Here is a 20653-nt window from a genome sequence, read left to right as displayed (position 1 = left end):
GGTAGCCCCTTGGGGTGCTTCGCCTGAGTAGAATCGAGCCACTGGCGTCGATCCGGCATCACCGGGGAGCCTTCGGAAGAACAGCCGGCTTCTCGGGCCGGCTCAGTAGAACCGAACGGGTGGGCCCGTCACAGCCTTCAACGAGCGGCCACGCGCGGCGTGGCAAGCGGGGTGGTACCGCGGCGCTCGCGCAGGCAGCGCGTCGTCGTCCCCAGTAGGCGCTACCAGTGCTCAACGGCACTGAGGCACAGGAGACGACGCAGCACGTGACCGATAACGCTGACGCCAAGGCCTACCCGAAGCCGGCCGGCGGCGCGCCGGACTTCCCGGCCCTCGAACTCGAGGTCCTCGACTACTGGGCCGGCGACGACACCTTCCGGGCCAGCATCGCCCGCCGCGACGGCGCCCCGGAGTACGTCTTCTACGACGGACCGCCGTTCGCCAACGGGCTGCCGCACTATGGGCATCTGCTCACCGGCTACGTCAAGGACATCGTCCCGCGGTACCGCACCATGCGCGGCTACAAGGTGGAGCGTCGCTTCGGCTGGGACACTCACGGGTTGCCCGCCGAACTCGAGGTCGAACGCCAGCTGGGCATCAACGACAAGTCGCAGATCGACGACATGGGGATCGCCGCGTTCAACGACGCGTGCCGCGAATCGGTGCTGCGCTACACCGACGAGTGGCGGGCCTATGTCACCCGCCAGGCCCGCTGGGTCGATTTCGACAACGACTACAAGACGCTCGACCTGTCCTACATGGAGTCGGTGATCTGGGCGTTCAAGCAACTCTGGGACAAGGGCCTGGCCTACGAGGGCTATCGCGTCCTGCCGTATTGCTGGCGTGACGAAACCCCGTTGTCCAACCACGAATTGCGCATGGACGACGACGTCTACCAGAGCCGCCAGGACCCGGCGCTGACCGTCGGATTCAAGGTCGTGGGCGGCCCGCTGGAGGGCGCGCACCTGCTGGTGTGGACGACCACGCCGTGGACCCTGCCGTCGAACCTGGCCGTCGCGGTCAACCCCGAGGTCACCTACGTCGAGGTCCAGGCCGGCGAGCACCGCTTCGTGCTGGCCCAGCCGCGGCTGGCCGCCTACGCCCGCGAGTTGGGTGAAGAACCCGAGATCCTGGGCACCTACAGCGGCGCCGACCTGCTCGGCACCCGCTACCTGCCGCCGTTCCCGTATTTCATGGACACCCCCAAGGCTTTTCAGGTGCTGCCCGGGGAGTTCGTCACCACCGAGGACGGCACCGGGATCGTGCACATGGCGCCGGCCTACGGCGAGGACGACATGGCGACCACCGACAAGGTGGGCATCGTGCCGGTCACCCCGGTCGACTCCAAGGGCCGGTTCGACGCCAGCGTTCCGGATTACCGGGGGCAGCACGTCTTCGACGCCAACCCGCACATCATCCGCGACCTGAAGAACGGCAGCGGCCCGGCGGCGGCCAACGGCGCGGTGTTACTGCGCCACGAGACCTACGAGCACCCCTACCCGCACTGCTGGCGGTGCCGCAATCCGCTGATCTACCGGGCGGTGTCGTCCTGGTTCGTCACCGTCACCGCATTCCGCGACCGCATGGTGGAACTCAACCAGCAGATCACCTGGTACCCCGAGCACGTCAAGGACGGCCAGTTCGGCAAGTGGCTGCAGGGCGCCCGCGACTGGTCGATCTCGCGAAACCGCTACTGGGGCAGTCCCATTCCGGTGTGGAAGTCGGATGATCCCGCGCACCCGAGAATCGATGTATACGGCAGCCTGGACGAGCTGGAACGCGACTTCGGGGTGCGGCCGACCAACCTGCACCGGCCCTACATCGACGAGCTGACCCGTCCCAATCCCGACGACCCGACCGGTCGCAGCACCATGCGGCGCATCCCCGACGTGCTCGACGTGTGGTTCGACTCGGGCTCGATGCCCTACGCCCAGGTGCACTACCCGTTCGAGAACCGCGAGTGGTTCGACACCCATTACCCGGGCGACTTCATCGTGGAATACATCGGGCAGACCCGAGGCTGGTTCTACACGCTGCACGTGCTGGCCACCGCGCTGTTCGACCGGCCGGCGTTCAAAACGTGTGTCGCCCATGGGATCGTGCTGGGCTCGGACGGGCAGAAGATGAGCAAGTCGCTGCGCAACTACCCGGACGTCTCGGAGGTGTTCGACCGGGACGGCTCCGACGCCATGCGGTGGTTCTTGATGGCCTCGCCGATCCTGCGCGGCGGCAACCTGATCGTCACCGAGCAGGGCATCCGCGACGGCGTGCGTCAGGTCCTGCTGCCGTTGTGGAACGCCTACAGCTTCCTGGCGCTCTACGCGCCGAAAGTCGGTTCCTGGCGTACCGATTCGCGGCAGGCGCTGGACCGCTACATCCTGGCCAAGCTGGCCGACCTGCGCGGCGACCTCACCCGCGAGATGGACACCTGCGACATCTCGAGGGCGTGCGAGCACCTGCGGCAGTTCACCGAGGCGTTGACGAATTGGTATGTGCGCCGGTCGCGTTCGCGGTTCTGGGAGGAGGACCCCGACGCCATCGACACCCTGCACACCGTGCTGGAGGTCACCTCGAGGCTGGCCGCGCCGCTGCTTCCGTCGGTCACCGAGATCATCTGGCGCGGCCTGACCGGGGGGCGGTCGGTTCATCTCACCGACTGGCCCGACGGCGAAGCGCTGCCGGCCGACCCCGATCTGGTCGCCGCGATGGACCAGGTCCGCGAGGTGTGCTCGGCGGCGTCGTCGCTGCGCAAGGCCAAGAAGCTGCGGGTGCGGCTGCCACTGCCGAAATTGACCGTGGCGGTGGAGAATCCGCAGCGGTTGGAGCCGTTCGTGGACCTGATCGCGGACGAGCTCAACGTCAAGAGCGTCGAGCTGACCGATGCCATCGACACCTACGGGCGGTTCGAGCTCACCGTCAACGCCCGCGTCGCCGGCCCGCGGCTGGGCAAGGACGTGCAGGCCGCCATCAAGGCGGTCAAGGCGGGGGAGGGCGTCGTCAACCCCGACGGCACCCTGACCGCCGGACCCGCGGTGCTGCAACCCGAGGAGTACAGCTCGCGGCTCGTCGCCGCCGACCCGGAGTTCACCGCGGCGCTGTCCGACGGTGCCGGGCTGGTGGTGCTGGACGGCACGGTCACCCCGGAGCTGGAGGCCGAGGGCTGGGCGAAGGACCGCATTCGTGAGCTGCAGGAGCTCCGCAAATCCACGGGTCTCGACGTGTCCGACCGGATCTCCGTCGTGATGTCGGTGCCGGCCGAGCGGGCCGACTGGGCGCGCACGCATCGCGACCTGATCGCCGGCGAGATCCTGGCCACCAGTTTCGAATTCGGCGCGCCGTCCGACGGCGTCGACATCGGCGACGGCGTCCGGGTGAGCATCGCCAAGGCCTGACTGGTCGTCACACGGGACACATTGGCCACTGGGCGGAGCGGACACCAGAGTGCCTGCCTCGTAGCGACAATGCGCGAGGGGACCACGAGTTGTCGCTGAGAGGCGGGCACCGCGGCGCATGGTCCGGCCCGCCCGGGTAGACGTCGCGCTGGTGTCAGCCCCGATGCGGGCGCAGCGCGCGGTGGGCGTGGGGCCAGAACGGCATGCCCGCCACCACCGTCGCGCCGGTGGCGATGAGTCCGACAGCGACGTCGACGCTCTCGCGGCCGTCCCGTGCCCAGTAGACGTCCTTGAGGTCCAACAGCAGCGCGAGCTCGTCGACGATCATGGCGTTCGCGGCACCGTACGCGATGGCCGCCGCCGGATGCCGCCGTTGCCGGTCGGTTCCGCGCAGTCCCACGCCGCCCACCGTCGCCAGCATCCCGATACCGATGTTGTAGTGGTGAAAGTGCTTCCCGCCCAACGACATACCGCCCCCCGAGGGGCCATGGCCCGCCCGGATCCAATGCGTGAGCGCCCGCAGCCCGGCGAACGTGAGGGTGAACGACGTCCAGGCCAGCACCGTGGCCTGTTCGCCGGGTTGCAGCCGCTGGTCCCATTGATGGCGCAGACGCTCCCACCGAGACCTCGGTGCATCGGTGCCGTCAGTCTCCATACCCAACGACGCTAGACCCATAGCATCGATGCGTGGAGTCCCGTTGGGTGCTGCACCTGGACATGGATGCGTTCTTCGCCTCGGTGGAACAACTCACCCGGCCGACCCTGCGCGGGCGGCCGGTGCTGGTGGGCGGCCTGGGCGGGCGTGGTGTGGTGGCGGGCGCCAGCTATGAAGCCCGCGTGTACGGCGCCCGCTCGGCAATGCCGATGCATCAGGCCCGCCGCCTGATCGGGGTGACCGCGGTCGTGTTGCCGCCGCGCGGCGTGGTGTACGGGGTGGCCAGCCGGCGGGTCTTCGACGCCGTGCGCAGCCTGGTGCCCGTCGTCGAGCAGCTGTCGTTCGACGAGGGCTTCGGTGAGCCGCCCCACCTCGCGGGCGCGTCGGCCGAGGAGGTCGAGTCGTTCTGTGAGGACCTGCGGCGACGGGTGCGCGACCAGACCGGGCTGATCGCCTCGGTCGGCGCCGGCTCGGGCAAGCAGATCGCCAAGATCGCGTCGGGCCTGGCGAAGCCCGACGGCATTCGGGTGGTCCGGCGCGCCGAGGAGCGGTCGCTGCTGGGCGGGTTGCCGGTGCGGCGGTTGTGGGGCATCGGGCCAGTCGCCGAGGAGAAGCTCAATCGGCTCGGCATCGAGACGATCGGCAACCTGGCCGCGCTGACCGACGCCGAGGCCGCCAACATCCTGGGTGCGACGATCGGGCCGGCGCTGCATCGCCTGGCCCGGGGCGTCGACGACCGCCCCGTCGCCGAGCGCGCCGAAGCCAAGCAGATCAGCGCCGAGTCCACCTTCGCCGTCGACCTGACCAGCCTGGAGCAGCTGCGTGAGGCGATCGACCCGATCGCCGAGCACGCGCACCGACGCCTGCTGCGCGACGGCCGGGGCGCCCGCACCGTCACCGTGAAGCTGAAGAAATCCGACATGAGCACGCTGACCCGCTCGGCCACGCTGCCGTACGCGACGACCGAGCCCGGCGCGCTGGTCGCGGTCGCCCGGAGGCTGTTGCTCGACCCGCGCGAGATCGGGCCGATCCGCCTACTGGGCGTGGGCTTTTCGGGATTGAGCGACGTGCGCCAGGAATCGCTGTTCCCGGACCTGGACCTGGCGGGGGAGACGTCGGAGGGACAACACGTCGAGACGGCGGCGGAGGCCATGTTTGCGCCGGGGCCGGAGCTGGAACCGGGGTGGCGGGTGGGCGACGACGTCACGCACCCCGAACTCGGGCACGGCTGGGTGCAGGGCGCCGGCCACGGCGTGGTCACCGCGCGGTTCGAAACCCGCAGCTCGGGACCGGGCCCGGCCAGGACGTTCCCCGCCGACACCGCCGAGCTGACGAAGGCGAACCCGGTCGATTCGCTGGACTGGCCGGACTACCTGGGGGCCCTGCAGTCCGACGAACCGTCAGCCCCACCGGGCGATGACGTCGCCGACCGGTAGCTTCGCGGCCAGCCCGGCCATCATCAGCACCCGGGCCTGCGGTGGTCGCAAGCGGGGCACCATCACCGCGCCCGCCGCCGCCATCTCGTGCCCGGGCCCGTAGCTGGCAGCGACCCGGCCGCCCGGGACGCGGGTGGACACCGCGACCGCGACGCCGCCCCGGCAATGGCGACGCACCGCGTCGACCACCGCGTCACCGGCGTTGCCCGAACCCAGCGCCTCGAGCACCACGCCGCGCGCCCCGGCGGCCACGCACGCGTCCAGGGCCACCCCGTCGCTGCCCAGGTACGCGGCGACGATGTCCACCCGCGGCGCGTCGGCCGCGGTGAGGGCGCCCAGCTGGGGCCGCGTCTTGGTGCCCGCCAGCGTGACACCGCCGTCGACCGCGCCGACCAGCTCGCCGGCGAAGCCGCTCAGGTCGTCCGTGGCCACCTTGCTCATCCCCAGCGGCTGCAGCACCCGGCCGGCGAAACACACCAGCACGCCGAGGCCCCGCGTATCGGGGCTGCCCGCCACCGCAAGGGCGGCCCGCAGGTTGGCCGGGCCGTCGGCGTCGGGGGCGTCGGCGCTGCGCATGGCCCCGGTGAGCACAACGGGAACGTCGCCGTCATGGGTGAGCTCGAGCCACAGCGCGGTCTCCTCCATGGTGTCGGTCCCGTGCGTGATCACCACACCGTCGGCGCCGCCGTCGATCGCCGCGCGCACGGCTCCGCGCATCCGGTCCCAGTCGGCGGGCACCAGCTGCGAGCTGTCCACGGCCAGCACGTCGACGACGTCGACATCGAGACCGGCCGCCAGCTCGGCCGCGCCATAGGAGGGCCGGTGCACGCCGTCCGCGCCGGTGCCGGTCGATATCGTGCCTCCAGTGGCGATGACGGTGAGCCGGCCCATGATGAGATCATCGCGCACGCCAACCGCGAACATCGGCCGGCCCGAGTCCGCATTGGGGGATGATGTGAGAGTGCCCGAGGAACCCACAGGATCCACTGAGCCCGTGACGTCAACCGACGAGGCCAAGGACGCGCCCCCCACCGAGCCGCAGCGGCCGCCGAGGCGGCTGCGCCTGCTGCTGTCGGTCGCCGCGATCGTCCTGGCCCTGGACGTCGTCACCAAGGTGCTCGCCGTCAAACTGCTGCCGCCCGGTCAGCCGGTGCCCATCATCGGCGACACGGTGACCTGGACGCTGGTGCGCAACTCCGGCGCCGCGTTCTCCATGGCGACCGGCTACACCTGGGTGCTGACGCTCATCGCGACCGGTGTGGTGGTCGGCATCTTCTGGATGGGCCGGCGGCTGGTGTCGCCCTGGTGGGCGGTCGGGCTGGGGATGATTCTCGGCGGTGCCATGGGCAACCTGGTCGACCGCTTCTTCCGGGCGCCCGGCCCGCTGCGCGGCCATGTCGTGGACTTCCTGTCGGTCGGCTGGTGGCCGGTGTTCAATGTCGCCGACCCGTCGGTGGTCGGCGGCGCCATCCTGTTGGTGGTGCTGTCGGTCTTCGGCTACGACTTCGACACCGTGGGCCGGCGGAGCAAGGCCGACCGCAGTTGACCGAACGTTCCATGCCTGTCCCGGAGGGGCTGGCGGGCATGCGCGTGGATGCTGGGCTGGCCCGGCTGCTGGGACTGTCCCGCAGCGCCGCGGCGGCCCTGGCCGAAGACGGCGGCGTCGAACTCGACGGCGTGCGGGCCGGGAAGTCCGACCGGCTGACCGGCGGCGCGTGGCTGCAGGTGCGGCTGCCCGAAGCCCGGCCGCCGGTGGAGAACACACCCGTCGACATCGAGGGCATGACGATCCTGTATTCCGACGACGACATCGTCGCGGTCGACAAGCCGGCTGCGGTGGCCGCCCACGCGTCGGTGGGCTGGACGGGGCCGACCGTGCTCGGCGGCCTGGCCGCCGCCGGCTACCGGATCACCACGTCCGGGGTTCCCGAGCGGCAGGGCATCGTGCACCGTCTCGACGTGGGCACCTCCGGCGTGATGGTGGTGGCGCTCTCCGAACGCGCCTACACCGTGCTGAAGCGGGCGTTCAAACAGCGCACGGTCGACAAGCGCTACCACGCGCTGGTGCAGGGGCATCCGGACCCCTCGAGCGGGACGATCGACGCTCCGATCGGACGCCACCGCGGCGGCGAGTGGAAGTTCGCGGTCACGAAGGAGGGCCGGCACAGCCTCACCCATTACGACACCATCGAAGCCTTCCAGGCCGCCAGCTTGCTCGACGTGCACCTAGAAACCGGTCGCACGCACCAGATCCGGGTGCACTTCTCCGCGTTGCACCATCCGTGCTGCGGCGACCTGGTCTACGGAGCGGATCCGAAACTCGCGAAAAGGCTTGGGCTGGAACGGCAATGGCTGCATGCCCGCTCACTGTCGTTCGCCCATCCGGCGGACGGCAGGCTGATGGAGATTGTCAGCCCCTACCCGGCCGATCTGCAGCACGCGTTGGACGTGCTGCGCGCCGAGGGCTGATCAGTCTGATGGTCGCGACCCGCTGCGCCCGGCTTCGCCGCGCTTGCGATCACTCAGCCGGCTTGCGCGCCTCCACCAGCAGCCGCACCGAGTGCGCGACGAACGGCCCGTCGGCCTCGATCCACTCCTGCAGTTCGCGCAGCCGGTCGCGATAGGCGTCGACCGTGAAGCCCGGCACCGTCCAAATCACCTTGCGCAGGAAGTAGATCACGGCGCCGATGTCGAAGAACTCGGCCCGCATGCGCTCCATGCGCATGTCCACCACCTCCATCCCGGCGGCCCGGGCCTCGGCGCCCTGCACGTCGGGGTGCAACTCCGCCCACTTCTCCGGCTGCGGGCCGATGAAGTATTCGACCAGCTCGGCCATCGTCGCGGGCCCGATCTGCTGCGCGAAGTAGGTGCCGCCGGGTCGCAGCACGCGGGCGATCTCGGGCCACCGCACCTCGATCGGGTGGCGGCTGGTCACCAGGTCGAAGGCAGCGTCGGCGAATGGCAGCCGCGGCTCGTCCCCGGTCACCACGACCACCACGCCGCGGGGATGCAGGCGCTGGGTGGCCAGGGCCGCGTTGGGCGGCCACGACTCCGTCGCGGCCATCGCCGGCGGAAACCGTTCGGCGCCCGCGAGCACCTCGCCGCCCCCGGTGTCGAGGTCGCAGGCGGCCGACGCGCTCGCCAGCCGTCGGCTCATCTGCCGCTGGTAACCCCACGACGGGCGCTCCTCGATGGCGCGCCCGTCCAGCCAGGAGAAATCCCAACCGTCGACGGGGGCCGCGTCGGCCTCCGCCACGAAGTCGTCGAATGTGCGGCCCATGCCGAGCATGCTAGGCACCGTCCACCGCTCCCGGCGGCAGCCCTCGGGCGCGTCCCGCCGAGATTGCCGCCACGGTCGTCCTGGCGCCCGCGACCGCAGCCCTCACCGCAATCTCGGCGAACGGGCTAGACCGTCGCCTTATTGGCCTCGCCGGTAGCGATCTCGGGAGCCAGCGGTGCGATCGCACCGATGATCTCCGTGACGGTCTCGGAGGGGACCCCGGCCGCCGCGAGCGCGTCGGACAGGTGCCTGGCCACCAGGTTGAAGTGGTGCATCGTGATGCCGCGCCCCTGGTGCACCTGCTTCATCGGCGCGCCGGTGTAGGGCTCGGGGCCGCCGAGGGCAGCCGCGAAGAACTCCACCTGCTTGCCTTTGAGGCGGTTCATATTGGTACCGGTGAAGAAGCCCGCGAGTTGGTCGTCGGCAAGCACCCGAACGTAGAAGTCCTCGACCACGACTTCGATCGCCTCGTGCCCACCGATCCGGTCGTAGATGGCGACCGGCTCGGGTTTGCGGAAGCGTGCCAGAATTTTCATAAGTGCGATTGGAACATCTCGGCATTGCTCGCCAGTTAGTTCGCGATCACACGCGGATATCCTTGCGTAACAAGCGGATTGCCGCCTATTGACGGTTGTGCTCGCCCGACCGTGAGACGTGCGCCGGGCGTTACAAGCCCGAAATCTGCATCGGGCCGGCGGACCTATGCCATAGGTTGGCTCAATGACTCACGTCACATCATGCACACCGCCCCGCCAGGCGATCGTGGTCAACGGGCAGGCCAATTGCGGTCGGGGGGCCGACACCATCAGGAGCGAAAGCCGATGAATCTTGGTGACTTGACGAGCTTGGTCGAAAAGCCGCTCGCGAACTTGGTGGAGAAGCCGATCGCGGCGGTGTCTCACCTCGTCAACACGCCCAACTCCGCGGGGCGCTACCGGCCGTTCTACCTGAGGAATCTGCTGGACGCCGTCCAGGGCCGCACGCTCGACGAGGCGGTCGCGGGCAAGACCGTCCTGATCACCGGGGGATCGTCGGGCATCGGCGAGGCCGCCGCGAAGAAGATCGCCGAAGCGGGCGGCACGGTCGTGCTGGTCGCGCGGACCCGGGAAAACCTGGAAAAGGTGGCCGCCGAGATTCATGGCGACGGCGGCACCGCCCACGTCTATCCGTGCGACCTGTCCGACATGGACGCGATCGCCGCGATGGCCGACCAGGTGCTGGGCGACCTCGGGGGGGTCGACATCCTGATCAACAACGCGGGGCGGTCGATCCGGCGTTCGCTGGAGCTGTCCTACGACCGGATTCACGACTATCAGCGGACCATGCAGCTGAACTACCTGGGCGCGGTCCAGCTCATCCTCAAATTCATCCCCGGGATGCGGGAACGCGGATTCGGGCACATCATCAACGTCTCCTCGGTGGGCGTGCAGACACGTGCGCCGCGCTTCGGCGCCTACATCGCCAGCAAGGCCGCGCTGGACAGCCTGTGCGATTCCCTGCAGGCCGAAACCGTCAACGACGGCGTCAAGTTCACCACCGTGCACATGGCACTGGTGCGCACGCCGATGATCAGCCCGACGACGCTCTACGACAAGTTCCCGGCGCTGACGCCGGATCAGGCGGCCGGGGTGATCGCGGACGCCATCGTGCACAGGCCCCGGCGGGCCAGCTCGCCGTTCGGGCAGTTCGCCGCCGTCGCCGACGCCGTGAACCCGGCGGTGATGGACCGGGTGCGCAACCGGGCGTTCGCCATGTTCGGTGACTCCGACGCCGCCCGAGGTGACGAATCGGCAAGCGAGTCACAGCAATTCGACAAACGAAGCGAGACGTTTGTGCGGGCGACCCGCGGGATACATTGGTGACATCATGAGCCTTCCCAAACCCGACATTCAGACCACCGTCGTCATCACGGGCGCCTCGTCCGGCATCGGCGCCGAACTGGCCCGCGGCCTGGCCCGCCGCGGCTTCCCGCTGTTGCTGGTCGCGCGGCGCCGCGAACGCCTCGACGAGCTGGCCAACGAAGTGGGCCAGGAGTATTCGGTGGCGGTCGAGGTGCTGCCGCTGGATCTGGGCGATTCCAAGGGGCGCGCGAAGTTGGCGGACCGGCTGCGGGCCGAGCCGATCGCCGGCCTGTGCAACAGCGCGGGCTTCGGCACCAGCGGCGTCTTCCACGAGCTGCCGCTCGAGCGCGAAAGCGAGGAAGTCACCCTCAACGCGCTGGCGCTGATGGAGCTCACCCACGCGGCCCTGCCCGGCATGGTCGAGCGCGGTGCCGGCGCGGTGATGAACATCGCCTCGATCGCCGGCTTTCAGCCGGTGCCGTACATGGCGGTCTATTCGGCCACCAAGGCGTTCGTGCAGACGTTCTCCGAGGCCGTGCACGAGGAGCTGCACGGCACGGGGGTGTCGGTCACCTGTCTGTGCCCGGGGCCGGTGCCGACCGAGTGGGCAGAGATCGCCAACGCCGAGCGGTTCAGCATTCCCATCGCCCAGGTCTCGCCACGCGACGTCGCCGAGGCGGCGATCAGCGGGATGCTGGCCGGCAGGCGCACCGTGGTACCCGGTGTGGTGCCGAAGGTCGTCAGCACCGGCGGCAGGTTCGCGCCGCGCGGCCTGTTGCTGCCCGGGATCCGGATCGGAAGCCGCTTCCGCGGGGGACCCAGCCGCTGAGCGTGCGGCGCCGCCGCCTGGTCACAGCCGTCACTTCCGTCGCTGCGCCGGGCGATTGACGATGTGCCCGCCTCACAGCGACAAAGGCGGCTACCGCGCAGGGGGTCTCGGATTGTCGCTACGAGGCGGGCACAACGCCGCATCCCTCTGAGCCGCATCCCTCTGAGCGGGGGCGCACGGCACGGGGCGGGTGTGACGAAGCGGCCGCGCTAGGCTCCGCTCATGGCCGCCGTTGACCTGACCGCCGACGTACCGATGAGCCCGCAGGACATGTGGGACCACGTCTCCGACCTGTCGGACCTGGGAGACTGGCTGGTGATGCACGAGGGCTGGCGCAGTGATCTGCCCGACGAGCTCGGCGAGGGCGTCCAGGTGGTGGGCGTGGCCCGGGCGAAGGGGTTCCGTAACCGGGTGACGTGGACGGTGACCACGTGGGACCCGCCGCACGAGGTGGCGCTGTCGGGTTCGGGCAAGGGCGGCGCCAAGTACGCCGTGACGCTCACCGTGCGAGCCGCCGAGGAGGGCTCGACCCTCGGCCTTCGTCTCGAGCTGGGCGGGCGTCCACTGTTCGGCCCGGTAGGCGCGGCGGCGGCGCGGGCCGTCAAGGGCGACGTGCAGAAGTCGCTGGAGCAGTTCGTCGAGTTATACGGATAAAACCTCTCGAGACACACTTCGCGACACGCCCGAAAGCCGTCGGTGCTCGGTCATAGACTGGCGTCCCTATGAACCACTCGTCCTTCGTGCACCTGCATAACCACACCGAGTACTCGATGCTGGATGGGGCCGCGAAGATCACGCCGATGCTGGCCGAGGTGGAGCGGCTGGGAATGCCCGCGGTCGGGATGACCGACCACGGAAACATGTTCGGCGCCAGCGAGTTCTACAACGCGGCGGCCAAGGCCGGGATCAAGCCGATCATCGGGGTCGAGGCGTACATCGCGCCCGGCTCGCGCTTCGACACCCGGCGCATCCAGTGGGGTGACCCCGGCCAGAAGTCCGACGACGTCTCCGGCAGCGGCTCCTACACGCACCTGACCATGGTCGCCGAGAACGCCACCGGCCTGCGCAACCTGTTCAAGCTCTCGTCGTTGGCCTCCTTCGAGGGCCAGCTCGGCAAGTGGTCGCGGATGGACGCCGAGCTCATCGCCGAGCACGCCGAGGGCATCATCGCCACCACGGGCTGCCCGTCGGGTGAGGTGCAGACCCGGCTGCGGCTGGGGCACGACCGTGAGGCGCTGGAATCGGCCGCCAAGTGGCGCGAGATCTTCGGCGCCGACAACTACTTCCTCGAGCTGATGGACCACGGGCTGTCCATCGAGCAGCGCGTCCGCGAGGGCTTGCTCGAGATCGGACGCAAGCTCGGCATCCCGCCGTTGGCCACCAACGACTGCCACTACGTCACCCGCGACGCCGCCCACAACCACGAGGCGCTGTTGTGCGTGCAGACCGGTAAGACGCTGTCGGACCCGAACCGGTTCAAGTTCGACGGCGACGGCTACTACCTCAAGTCCGCCGCCGAGATGCGCCAGATCTGGGACGCCGAGGTGCCCGGCGCCTGCGACTCGACGCTGCTGATCGCCGAACGGGTGCAGCCGTACGACGACGTGTGGGCGCCGCGGGACCGGATGCCGGTCTTCCCGGTGCCCGAGGGACACGACCAGGCGACCTGGCTGCACCACGAAGTGATGGCCGGGCTGCGGCGGCGATTCCCCACGGGCGTCGGCCAGGACTACATCGACCGGGCCGAGTACGAGATCAAGGTCATCTGCGACAAGGGCTTCCCGTCGTACTTCCTGATCGTCGCCGACCTGATCAACTACGCCCGGTCGGTCGACATCCGGGTGGGGCCCGGCCGCGGTTCGGCGGCGGGCTCGCTGGTGGCCTACGCGCTGGGGATCACCAACATCGACCCGATCCCGCACGGGCTGCTGTTCGAGCGGTTCCTCAACCCCGAGCGCCCGTCGGCGCCCGACATCGACATCGACTTCGACGACCGTCGTCGCGGTGAGATGGTGCGCTACGCCGCCGACAAGTGGGGCCAGGACCGCGTCGCCCAGGTCATCACCTTCGGCACCATCAAAACGAAAGCGGCGCTGAAGGATTCGGCGCGCATCCATTACGGTCAGCCCGGCTTCGCCATCGCCGACCGGATCACCAAGGCGTTGCCGCCGCCGATCATGGCCAAGGACATCCCGCTCTCGGGCATCACCGATCCGGCGCACGAGCGGTACAAGGAAGCCGCCGAGGTCCGCGGCCTGATCGAAACCGACCCGGACGTCCGCACCATCTACCAGACCGCGCGCGGCCTGGAGGGGCTGATCCGCAACGCCGGTGTGCACGCCTGCGCGGTGATCATGAGCAGCGAGCCGCTCACCGAGGCCATCCCGCTGTGGAAGCGGCCGCAGGACGGGGCCATCATCACCGGCTGGGACTACCCGTCGTGCGAGGCCATCGGCCTGCTGAAGATGGACTTCCTGGGTCTGCGAAACCTGACGATCATCGGCGACGCGCTGGAAAACATCAAGGCCAACAGGGGAATTGACCTCGACCTGGAATCGGTGCCGCTCGACGACAAGCCCACCTACGAGCTGCTGGGCCGAGGCGACACCCTGGGCGTGTTCCAGCTCGACGGCGGGCCGATGCGCGACCTGCTGCGCCGCATGCAGCCGACCGAGTTCAACGACATCGTCGCCGTGCTCGCGCTGTACCGCCCGGGCCCGATGGGCATGAACGCCCACAACGACTATGCCGACCGCAAGAACGCCCGGCAGGCCATCAAGCCGATCCACCCGGAGCTCGAGGAGCCGCTGCGCGAGATCCTCTCGGAGACTTACGGTCTGATCGTCTACCAAGAGCAGATCATGTTCATCGCCCAGAAGGTCGCCTCCTACACGATGGGCAAGGCCGACGCGCTGCGCAAGGCGATGGGGAAGAAGAAGCTCGAGGTGCTCGAGGCCGAGTACAAGGGCTTCTACGAGGGCATGACCGCCAACGGGTTCTCGGAGAAAGCCGTGAAGGCGTTGTGGGACACCATTCTTCCGTTCGCCGGGTATGCGTTCAACAAGTCGCACGCGGCCGGCTACGGCCTGGTGTCCTACTGGACCGCCTACCTGAAGGCCAACTACCCGGCCGAATACATGGCAGGCCTGTTGACCTCGGTGGGCGACGACAAGGACAAGGCCGCGGTCTACCTGGCGGACTGCCGCAAGCTGGGCATCACCGTGCTGCCGCCGGACGTCAACGAGTCCCTGGTGAACTTCGCGTCGGTCGGCCAGGACATCCGGTTCGGGCTGGGCGCGGTCCGCAACGTCGGCGCCAACGTGGTCGGTTCGCTGATCAAGACCCGCAACGAGAAGGGGAAGTTCACCGACTTCTCGGACTACCTGAACAAGATCGATGTCTCGGCCTGCAACAAGAAGGTGACGGAGTCGTTGATCAAGGCGGGCGCGTTCGACTCGCTGAGCCATGCCCGCAAGGGCCTCTTCCTGGTGCACACCGACGCCGTCGATTCGGTGCTGGGCACTAAAAAGGCCGAGGCGATGGGGCAATTCGACCTGTTCGGCGGCGAGGACGGCTGCACCGAGTCGGTGTTCACCATCAAGGTGCCCGAAGACGAGTGGGAGGACAAGCACAAGCTGGCCCTGGAGCGGGAGATGCTGGGCCTGTACGTGTCGGGGCATCCGCTGAACGGCGTGGCGCACCTGCTGGCGGCGCAGGTGGACACCCAGATCCCGGCCATCCTTGACGGCGACGTCCCCAACGACACCCAGGTTCGGGTCGGCGGCATCCTGGCGTCGGTCAACCGGCGGGTCAACAAGAACGGGATGCCCTGGGCCTCAGCGCAACTGGAAGACCTCACCGGTGGCATCGAGGTGATGTTCTTCCCGCACGCCTATTCCACCTACGGCGCCGACATCGCCGACGACGCGGTGGTGCTGATCAACGCCAAGGTCGCCATCCGCGACGACCGGATCAGCCTGATCGCCAACGACCTTGTGGTGCCGGACTTTTCCAACGCCCAGCCGAACCGGCCGATCGCGGTCAGCCTGCCCACCCGGCAGTGCACCGTCGACAAGGTCAGCGCGCTCAAGCAGGTGCTGGCGCGTCACCCCGGCACAGCGCAGGTGCATCTGCGGCTGATCAGCGGGGACCGCATCACCACCCTGGAACTGGACGCCTCGCTGCGGGTGACACCTTCGCCCGCGCTGATGGGGGACCTCAAGGAGCTGCTCGGCCCGGGTTGCCTGGGCAGCTAGGCCGCGGCTCGGGCGTCAGGGTTCATGCCCAAGCATTGATTGAATCGCGCTTTGAGTTGGTCCTTTGCGAGCACATGACTTTGACATAGCCGCGCAACCCGGTTTCTGCTGCAGACAACGATGTTGTGCAAGTACTCGCGATGGTGCGGAACGTGTCGCGGACGGGATCGTACGCTCAGATAAGGTCACTCGCATGGCGATCACGAAACGCATCACCAAGCGTTCTGGAATGCCGAATCCCGATCCGGCATGATCGCCCGTCTCTGGTCGATTCGACATCAGCGTGTCATCAATGGCGCGCTGATTGCGCTCGCGGCGACCGACGGCACGGTATCTACCCTGTACAGCCAGGCTTATGTCCCTGGCCTGGCATTGTCAACGCGCTTTAGTCTGCTGTTGGCCGGGGTCGCGATAGTCGGATTGTTTTTCCGTCACCGCGCTCCCTATCTGGCTTTTGCGTTAACCATTCCCGCTGCGGCAGTCACCACCGGCATGCTCGCTTCCCAGGTGGCATTGTTGACGGTGGCGCGAAGGCGGCCGTCGCTCCGCGCGCTGGGCGTCTGCGGGGGCACCGCGTTCATCTGCTTCACCGAGCCGTGGGCGAACCCGTATTCGGTTCTGAGCACCGTCTGGGCTGCCCTATACGCCGTAGTCTTCGCGGTTGCACCGATCTTGCTTGGTTTGCTGATTCGGGCCCGAGCCGATCTGTCGAGTCAGCTGGACGAGATTGAGCGCGTACGCCGGCACGAGGAGCAGTTGCTCATCGAGCGCGCGCTGGCACGCGAACGCGCCGACCTCGCGCGGGAGATGCACGACGTGGTGTCACATCAAGTGAGCCTGATCGCGGTGCAGTCCGGCGCCCTACAGGTCACCGCGAACGACGACGCCACCGCACAAGCAGCCCGGACAATACGGGCACTCAGCGTGCAGACGCTCGACGAACTGCGCCAAATGGTCGGAGTACTGCGCGCATCCGCAAGCCAAACTGCCGAGGTCACACCTCAACCCGGGCTTGCGAATATTGACAGCCTGGTCGCCGCTTCCGGCGTGCCAGCTGTCATCAGATCTCGTCCCGACACCGCGATCATCCCGTCGCCCGTAGTGCAGCACACCATTTACCGCGCAGTACAAGAGGGTCTGACCAACATCACCAAGCATGCTCCAGGGGCCACCGCCACGGTCGAGCTACAGATCGACCACGGCCACGTGAGTCTGCGGCTCATTAACAGCAAACCCGACCGCCCACCTGACCAACTGCCCGGGGCGCAACAGGGGCTGCCGGGTCTGCGCGAACGCGCCGAACTGCTCGGAGGCACCTTATGCGCAGGCCCGCTCAGTGACGGCGGCTACCAAATGTCGATGACGCTACCCACACATGTTTGACCATGACGCGGCTACAGAGGCTCACACCCGCGTCGATTTCACGAATCACCGAACACCCGCGTCTTCTTCGCTTTCCGAAGCGAGTCGGCGAGCACAAGCAACACTTCCCGTTGGTGATCCGTTGTGTCGTCGCCGCACACTAATTCCTCGACCAGCCGGATCGCCGCGGCCATGCCCTCCGAAAACCCGCGTTCGTAGAGACACCACAATTGGATGAATTGCTCGGCACCCCGAAAGCTGTTGACGTCCAATATTTCTTTCCGATCAGCAAAATGTGCTCTGAGAAACGATCCCCCCAGCCTTGACTGTGACCGGTTTCAGCCTGTGCAGGTGAAGGGCGAGTTGCATTTGATAGTCAACGGCGCCGTGCAGCCCGAGGCCGTCAATGCCGCGACGGCGAGGATCAGACCCGCCGCAAGCCTGAACCTGAGACGAGACTCACTCAAAGTGCCCCTCGCGCCGAATTGACCCGGCTGCGCAGTTCTTTGACTCATCGATACGACCTTGACGGCCCGGATCCGAAACCGAAATCCGGCAGGTGTCGGTTTTAGCCATCCGAGTGGATGGACGCGCTTACCCGGCTAGCTGGATTCGGCGCTCGGCGCGCCGTCTTCGTGTGCTTGGCGGGAGAGGTTCGACTCTAAACGTCGCGGCGCGCTCAGTCGAGCCGATACGGCGCAACCTCAGGTGGCCAGTTTTGGCAGCCAGTTGGCTGGATGTTGGGTCGGCCGATGAACTGCGTCCGCGGTTGCGAGTACCTTCACCGCAGAGACCGTCGGTGCATGAGGAGGTCCCGTCTCGTGATCAGCGTGGTCATTGTCGATGACGAAGCCTTGATCCGGTCGGGCTTCGAGCTGATCCTGTCAGCGGCTCCGGACGTTGACGTGGTCGCCACCACCGACGGTGTCCATGCCGTGGAGCTGATCGCCGAGCACCAACCGGATGTGGTGTTGCTGGATATCCGGATGCCCGGAAAGGATGGTTTGGCCGTGTTGGCCGAACTCATGGCCGCCGACTGGTCACCCGTGGTGGCGATGCTGACGACCTTCGACGCCGACGAATACATCGCCTCGGCGCTGCGACTGGGTGCCGCCGGATTCCTCTTGAAAGACACCGACCCCGTCCAACTTCCCGCGATGGTGCGCAGCTTGGCCGCCGGTGGGCTGGTGCTCTCGGACAAGGTCAGCCCAAAGGTGATCGCGGGTTACCTGGCGGACCCCGTCGATCGTGTCGCGGCAAGCAAAGTTGGCGGCCTGAGTGCACGCGAGGTCGACGTGCTGCTGCTTGTGGCGCGCGGTTACTCCAACGGCGAGATCGCCTCTAAGCTTTTTTCCAGTGTTGGCACCGTCAAGGACCAAGTCAGCTCGATTCTCGCCAAGCTCTCGGTCAAGACGCGAGTGGAAGCCGCAATCATCGCCCAACGTGCAGGGATTTTGGAGCGTGATCCGACGTGACGACGTCGCTCCCGTCGGGGACCCGTCAACATGCGATCAACGGCATCTTGATCGTACTGGCGGCCGCTGACGCCACGGTATCGATCCTCACCAGCGAGACCCATTCTCCGGGCTGGATTTTGGCGGCTGCTGTCGGCATTGTCGGCTTGTGTTTCCGCGCCCGCGCCCCCTACGTGGCTTTCGCGCTGACGGTCCCCGCGACGGTGATCGGTTATGGCGTGCTGGCCGCCATGGTGGGCTTGTTCACGGTGGCGGAACGACGACCGGCCCGAAGCGGGCTAATCGCGTGCGCACTGATCGTGTTCGTCTGCTATTCCGCGCCGTGGCGGGAGGAGGAGTCCTACTGGAGTCTGGGCACCGCGTGGTCCGCCCTCTACGGCATCATTTTCGCAGTCGCGCCGGTGTTGCTCGGCCTGCTCGTGCGAGCCCGGTCCGAGCTGTCGAGCAAGCTGGCCGAGATCGAGCGCGCCCACCGGCATGAAGAGGAGCTGCTCGTTGAGCGTGCGCTGGCGCGAGAACGCGCGGATCTGGCCCGCGAGATGCATGACGTGGTGTCGCATCAAGTCAGCCTGATCGCGGTGCAGTCGGGTGCGCTGCAGGTCACCGCGCCCGACGATGCCACCGTGCGAATAGCTGAGACGATCCGCGCGCTGTGCGTGAAGACCCTCGACGAGCTCCGGGAAATGGTGGGAGTACTGCGGGCGGCTGGCGGCAACACCGCCGCGCCGGCACCGCAACCGGGACTCGATGATGTGGCCACCCTCGTTGCCGGATCCGGTGTGTCGGCGGTAGTCAGGACACGTTCAAACGCCGCCATCACCCCTTCAGCGGTGGTACAGCGTGTCATCTACCGAGCCGTGCAAGAAGGCCTGACCAACGTCACCAAGCACGCTCCCGGCGCCACCGCCTGCGTCGAGTTGTCGATCGACCGGCGACGAGTGGGGTTGACACTGACCAACAGCAAGCCCCACCGGCCTCCCGACCAGCTGCCCAGCGCCCAGCAGGGACTGCTCGGCTTGCGTGAGCGCGCCGAACTACTTGGCGGCACCCTGCACGCAACCCATCTCAGCGACGGCGGCTACCAACTACAGATCAGGCTGCCCACCCACGTCTAAGGTCTGGCCGGTTGGTCGCGCGGAATAGCCAGTTGCCCGGTGCCGCAATACCGTTGGATCCAGCACGATTGCACAGTGACTGGATTAGTTGACGAACCTACCGCCGTCGGTGATGACGAGTCTCAACCATCCGTTGCCGGCCGGATCACCGGCGTCGATCTGGCACGGGGCCTAGCGGTATTGGGAATGTTTGCCGTCCATGTGGGGCCGGATCCTAGAGCGGGCGGCGTGGCGGGTCCGATGGCGTACGCCTCGCAGGGCCGAGCCTCGATACTGTTCGCCACCTTGGCCGGTTTGTCTCTGGCATTGGTCACCGGTGGCCCGCGCACCGCTGGTCAAACTGTGCCCGCTGCGCTTAAGCGGCGGGTTGTGGTGCGTGCCGGCATCATCTTCGCAATCGGCACGGGCCTGACAATATGGGGCACGGCGATACCGGTGATCCTGGCGTATTACGGCATCCTTTTCCTGATCGTGTTGCCGTTCTTGCGATTGCGACCGGCCACAAACCTTGGAATCGCTGCAGTCCTCGCGGTTCTGACTCCGATCGTGTCGATCATGTTGCGCCACCCGGCCGTCATCACACCTTTGAAGGCGGCCGAGCGGTTCGATCCCCTCAGTCGGATAGGGGGCGACGGTCTGACGAATCTGTTTCTCACTGGCGGCTACCCGGTTCTGACGTGGACGCCGTTCGTGATCGGCGGGATCGCGCTGGGCCGGCTCGAGCTACAACGATCGACTGTCCGTCGGGTGCTGATTGCAGGCGGTGCTTCGGTCGCCGTGCTCGCTTACGGCGGCGCATGGGTTTTGGGTAAGACCGTCAATGGTGCCGCGGTCGCCTCATTCGACGAATCACATGGGACAACCGGAAACTCTGGGGCGGATGTGCGGTGGACGTCGTTGCTCAACGCCGAGGGGCACACCGGTACACCATTCGAGATTCTCGGCGGTCTAGGCATAGCGATCATCGTGGTGGCGTGCTGCATCTCGGTGGCGAATCGGATCCCGCGCGCTG

17 protein-coding genes are annotated in these 20653 nt (G+C 67.6%); 12 read left to right on the top strand and 5 right to left on the bottom strand.

The genetic code is table 11. The features are described 5' to 3' along the window. Positions 1 to 266: 266 nt before the first annotated feature. Positions 267 to 3392 (top strand): isoleucine--tRNA ligase, encoded by a 3126-nt coding sequence (gene ileS, locus A5692_RS08420; protein ID WP_068054615.1) that lies wholly within the window; start codon positions 267 to 269, stop codon positions 3390 to 3392. 154 nt (positions 3393 to 3546) lie between these two features. Here ileS and A5692_RS08415 read toward each other — a convergent pair whose 3' ends face one another. Next, entirely contained in the window at positions 3547 to 4047 is a 501-nt protein-coding gene (locus A5692_RS08415; protein WP_068054600.1) for a hypothetical protein, read from the bottom strand. 47 nt (positions 4048 to 4094) lie between these two features. Between A5692_RS08415 and A5692_RS08410 the strand changes: the two genes are divergently transcribed. Beyond that, the gene (locus tag A5692_RS08410) at positions 4095 to 5483 is read left to right on the top strand and encodes a DNA polymerase IV (protein WP_197514396.1); all 1389 of its coding nucleotides are present in this window, start codon (positions 4095 to 4097) and stop codon (positions 5481 to 5483) included. Here the strand turns inward: A5692_RS08410 and A5692_RS08405 are convergent. Next, positions 5448 to 6374 carry an asparaginase gene (locus A5692_RS08405; protein ID WP_068054612.1) on the bottom strand — a complete coding sequence of 309 codons (927 nt, stop codon included), beginning with the start codon at positions 6372 to 6374 and terminating at the stop codon, positions 5448 to 5450. The genes A5692_RS08410 and A5692_RS08405 overlap by 36 nt on opposite strands. Positions 6375 to 6444: 70 nt before the next feature. Here A5692_RS08405 and lspA point away from each other — a divergent pair, with 70 nt between their 5' ends. Further along, on the top strand, positions 6445 to 7029 hold the full coding sequence (gene lspA, locus A5692_RS08400) for a signal peptidase II (RefSeq protein ID WP_082962467.1): 585 nt from the start codon (positions 6445 to 6447) through the stop codon (positions 7027 to 7029). Continuing rightward, positions 7026 to 7952, top strand: coding sequence for an RluA family pseudouridine synthase (locus A5692_RS08395; protein WP_068054591.1), 927 nt, complete (start codon positions 7026 to 7028; stop codon positions 7950 to 7952). Before lspA ends, A5692_RS08395 begins: the two co-directional genes overlap by 4 nt. Positions 7953 to 8001: 49 nt before the next feature. Here A5692_RS08395 and A5692_RS08390 read toward each other — a convergent pair whose 3' ends face one another. Together A5692_RS08390 and A5692_RS08385 are read right to left on the bottom strand one after the other, a co-directional pair. Continuing rightward, positions 8002 to 8763, bottom strand: a complete 762-nt coding sequence (locus tag A5692_RS08390) for a class I SAM-dependent methyltransferase (protein ID WP_068054609.1) — start codon at positions 8761 to 8763, stop codon at positions 8002 to 8004. A gap of 125 nt (positions 8764 to 8888) precedes the next feature. Further along, positions 8889 to 9299, bottom strand: a complete 411-nt coding sequence (locus tag A5692_RS08385) for a group 1 truncated hemoglobin (RefSeq protein WP_068054588.1) — start codon at positions 9297 to 9299, stop codon at positions 8889 to 8891. Positions 9300 to 9584: 285 nt separating this feature from the next. Between A5692_RS08385 and A5692_RS08380 the strand changes: the two genes are divergently transcribed. The 5 genes from A5692_RS08380 to A5692_RS08360 all read left to right on the top strand — a co-directional run bounded on the left by A5692_RS08380 (position 9585) and on the right by A5692_RS08360 (position 17072). After that, entirely contained in the window at positions 9585 to 10625 is a 1041-nt protein-coding gene (locus A5692_RS08380; protein WP_068054585.1) for an SDR family NAD(P)-dependent oxidoreductase, read from the top strand. Positions 10626 to 10629: 4 nt separating this feature from the next. Next, positions 10630 to 11433: an SDR family oxidoreductase gene (locus A5692_RS08375; RefSeq protein WP_068054582.1), complete on the top strand. Its 804-nt coding sequence runs from the start codon at positions 10630 to 10632 to the stop codon at positions 11431 to 11433. A gap of 222 nt (positions 11434 to 11655) precedes the next feature. After that, a complete protein-coding gene (locus A5692_RS08370) occupies positions 11656 to 12087 on the top strand; it encodes an SRPBCC family protein (protein WP_068054579.1) in 432 nt (143 codons plus the stop codon). A gap of 68 nt (positions 12088 to 12155) precedes the next feature. Next, positions 12156 to 15689: a DNA polymerase III subunit alpha gene (gene dnaE / locus A5692_RS08365; RefSeq protein WP_068054576.1), complete on the top strand. Its 3534-nt coding sequence runs from the start codon at positions 12156 to 12158 to the stop codon at positions 15687 to 15689. A gap of 249 nt (positions 15690 to 15938) precedes the next feature. Then, on the top strand, positions 15939 to 17072 hold the full coding sequence (locus A5692_RS08360; protein WP_068054573.1) for a sensor histidine kinase: 1134 nt from the start codon (positions 15939 to 15941) through the stop codon (positions 17070 to 17072). Positions 17073 to 17110: 38 nt separating this feature from the next. Here A5692_RS08360 and A5692_RS08355 read toward each other — a convergent pair whose 3' ends face one another. Beyond that, complete coding sequence (locus A5692_RS08355) at positions 17111 to 17323, bottom strand: hypothetical protein (RefSeq protein ID WP_068054569.1); 213 nt, start codon at positions 17321 to 17323, stop codon at positions 17111 to 17113. Positions 17324 to 17872: 549 nt separating this feature from the next. On the opposite strand from A5692_RS08355, the gene A5692_RS08350 reads away from it, so the two are divergent. The 3 genes from A5692_RS08350 to A5692_RS08340 form a co-directional block, all read left to right on the top strand. Next, a complete protein-coding gene (locus A5692_RS08350) occupies positions 17873 to 18526 on the top strand; it encodes a response regulator transcription factor (protein ID WP_197509214.1) in 654 nt (217 codons plus the stop codon). Then, positions 18523 to 19641: a sensor histidine kinase gene (locus A5692_RS08345; RefSeq protein ID WP_068054566.1), complete on the top strand. Its 1119-nt coding sequence runs from the start codon at positions 18523 to 18525 to the stop codon at positions 19639 to 19641. The genes A5692_RS08350 and A5692_RS08345 overlap by 4 nt, the downstream gene beginning before the upstream one ends. A 75-nt stretch (positions 19642 to 19716) precedes the next feature. Continuing rightward, a partial coding sequence (locus A5692_RS08340) for a heparan-alpha-glucosaminide N-acetyltransferase domain-containing protein (RefSeq protein ID WP_156765983.1) occupies positions 19717 to 20653 on the top strand: 937 nt, incomplete at its 3' end.

It is taken from the genome of Mycobacterium sp. E342 (genome assembly GCF_001667665.1).
GTDB lineage: Bacteria > Actinomycetota > Actinomycetes > Mycobacteriales > Mycobacteriaceae > Mycobacterium.
This window is presented reverse-complemented; position numbering and strand designations above follow the sequence as displayed.

Bases quoted from the DNA above. Each gene is read 5' to 3' on its own strand.
- A5692_RS08405 (WP_068054612.1), bottom strand. From the start codon at position 6,374: ATGGGCCGGCTCACCGTCATCGCCACTGGAGGCACGATATCGACCGGC.
- A5692_RS08390 (WP_068054609.1), bottom strand. From the start codon at position 8,763: ATGGGCCGCACATTCGACGACTTCGTGGCGGAGGCCGACGCGGCCCCC.
- A5692_RS08360 (WP_068054573.1), top strand. From the start codon at position 15,939: ATGATCGCCCGTCTCTGGTCGATTCGACATCAGCGTGTCATCAATGGC.
- A5692_RS08370 (WP_068054579.1), top strand. From the start codon at position 11,656: ATGGCCGCCGTTGACCTGACCGCCGACGTACCGATGAGCCCGCAGGAC.
- A5692_RS08380 (WP_068054585.1), top strand. From the start codon at position 9,585: ATGAATCTTGGTGACTTGACGAGCTTGGTCGAAAAGCCGCTCGCGAAC.
- dnaE (WP_068054576.1), top strand. From the start codon at position 12,156: ATGAACCACTCGTCCTTCGTGCACCTGCATAACCACACCGAGTACTCG.
- A5692_RS08415 (WP_068054600.1), bottom strand. From the start codon at position 4,047: ATGGAGACTGACGGCACCGATGCACCGAGGTCTCGGTGGGAGCGTCTG.
- A5692_RS08375 (WP_068054582.1), top strand. From the start codon at position 10,630: ATGAGCCTTCCCAAACCCGACATTCAGACCACCGTCGTCATCACGGGC.
- A5692_RS08385 (WP_068054588.1), bottom strand. From the start codon at position 9,299: ATGAAAATTCTGGCACGCTTCCGCAAACCCGAGCCGGTCGCCATCTAC.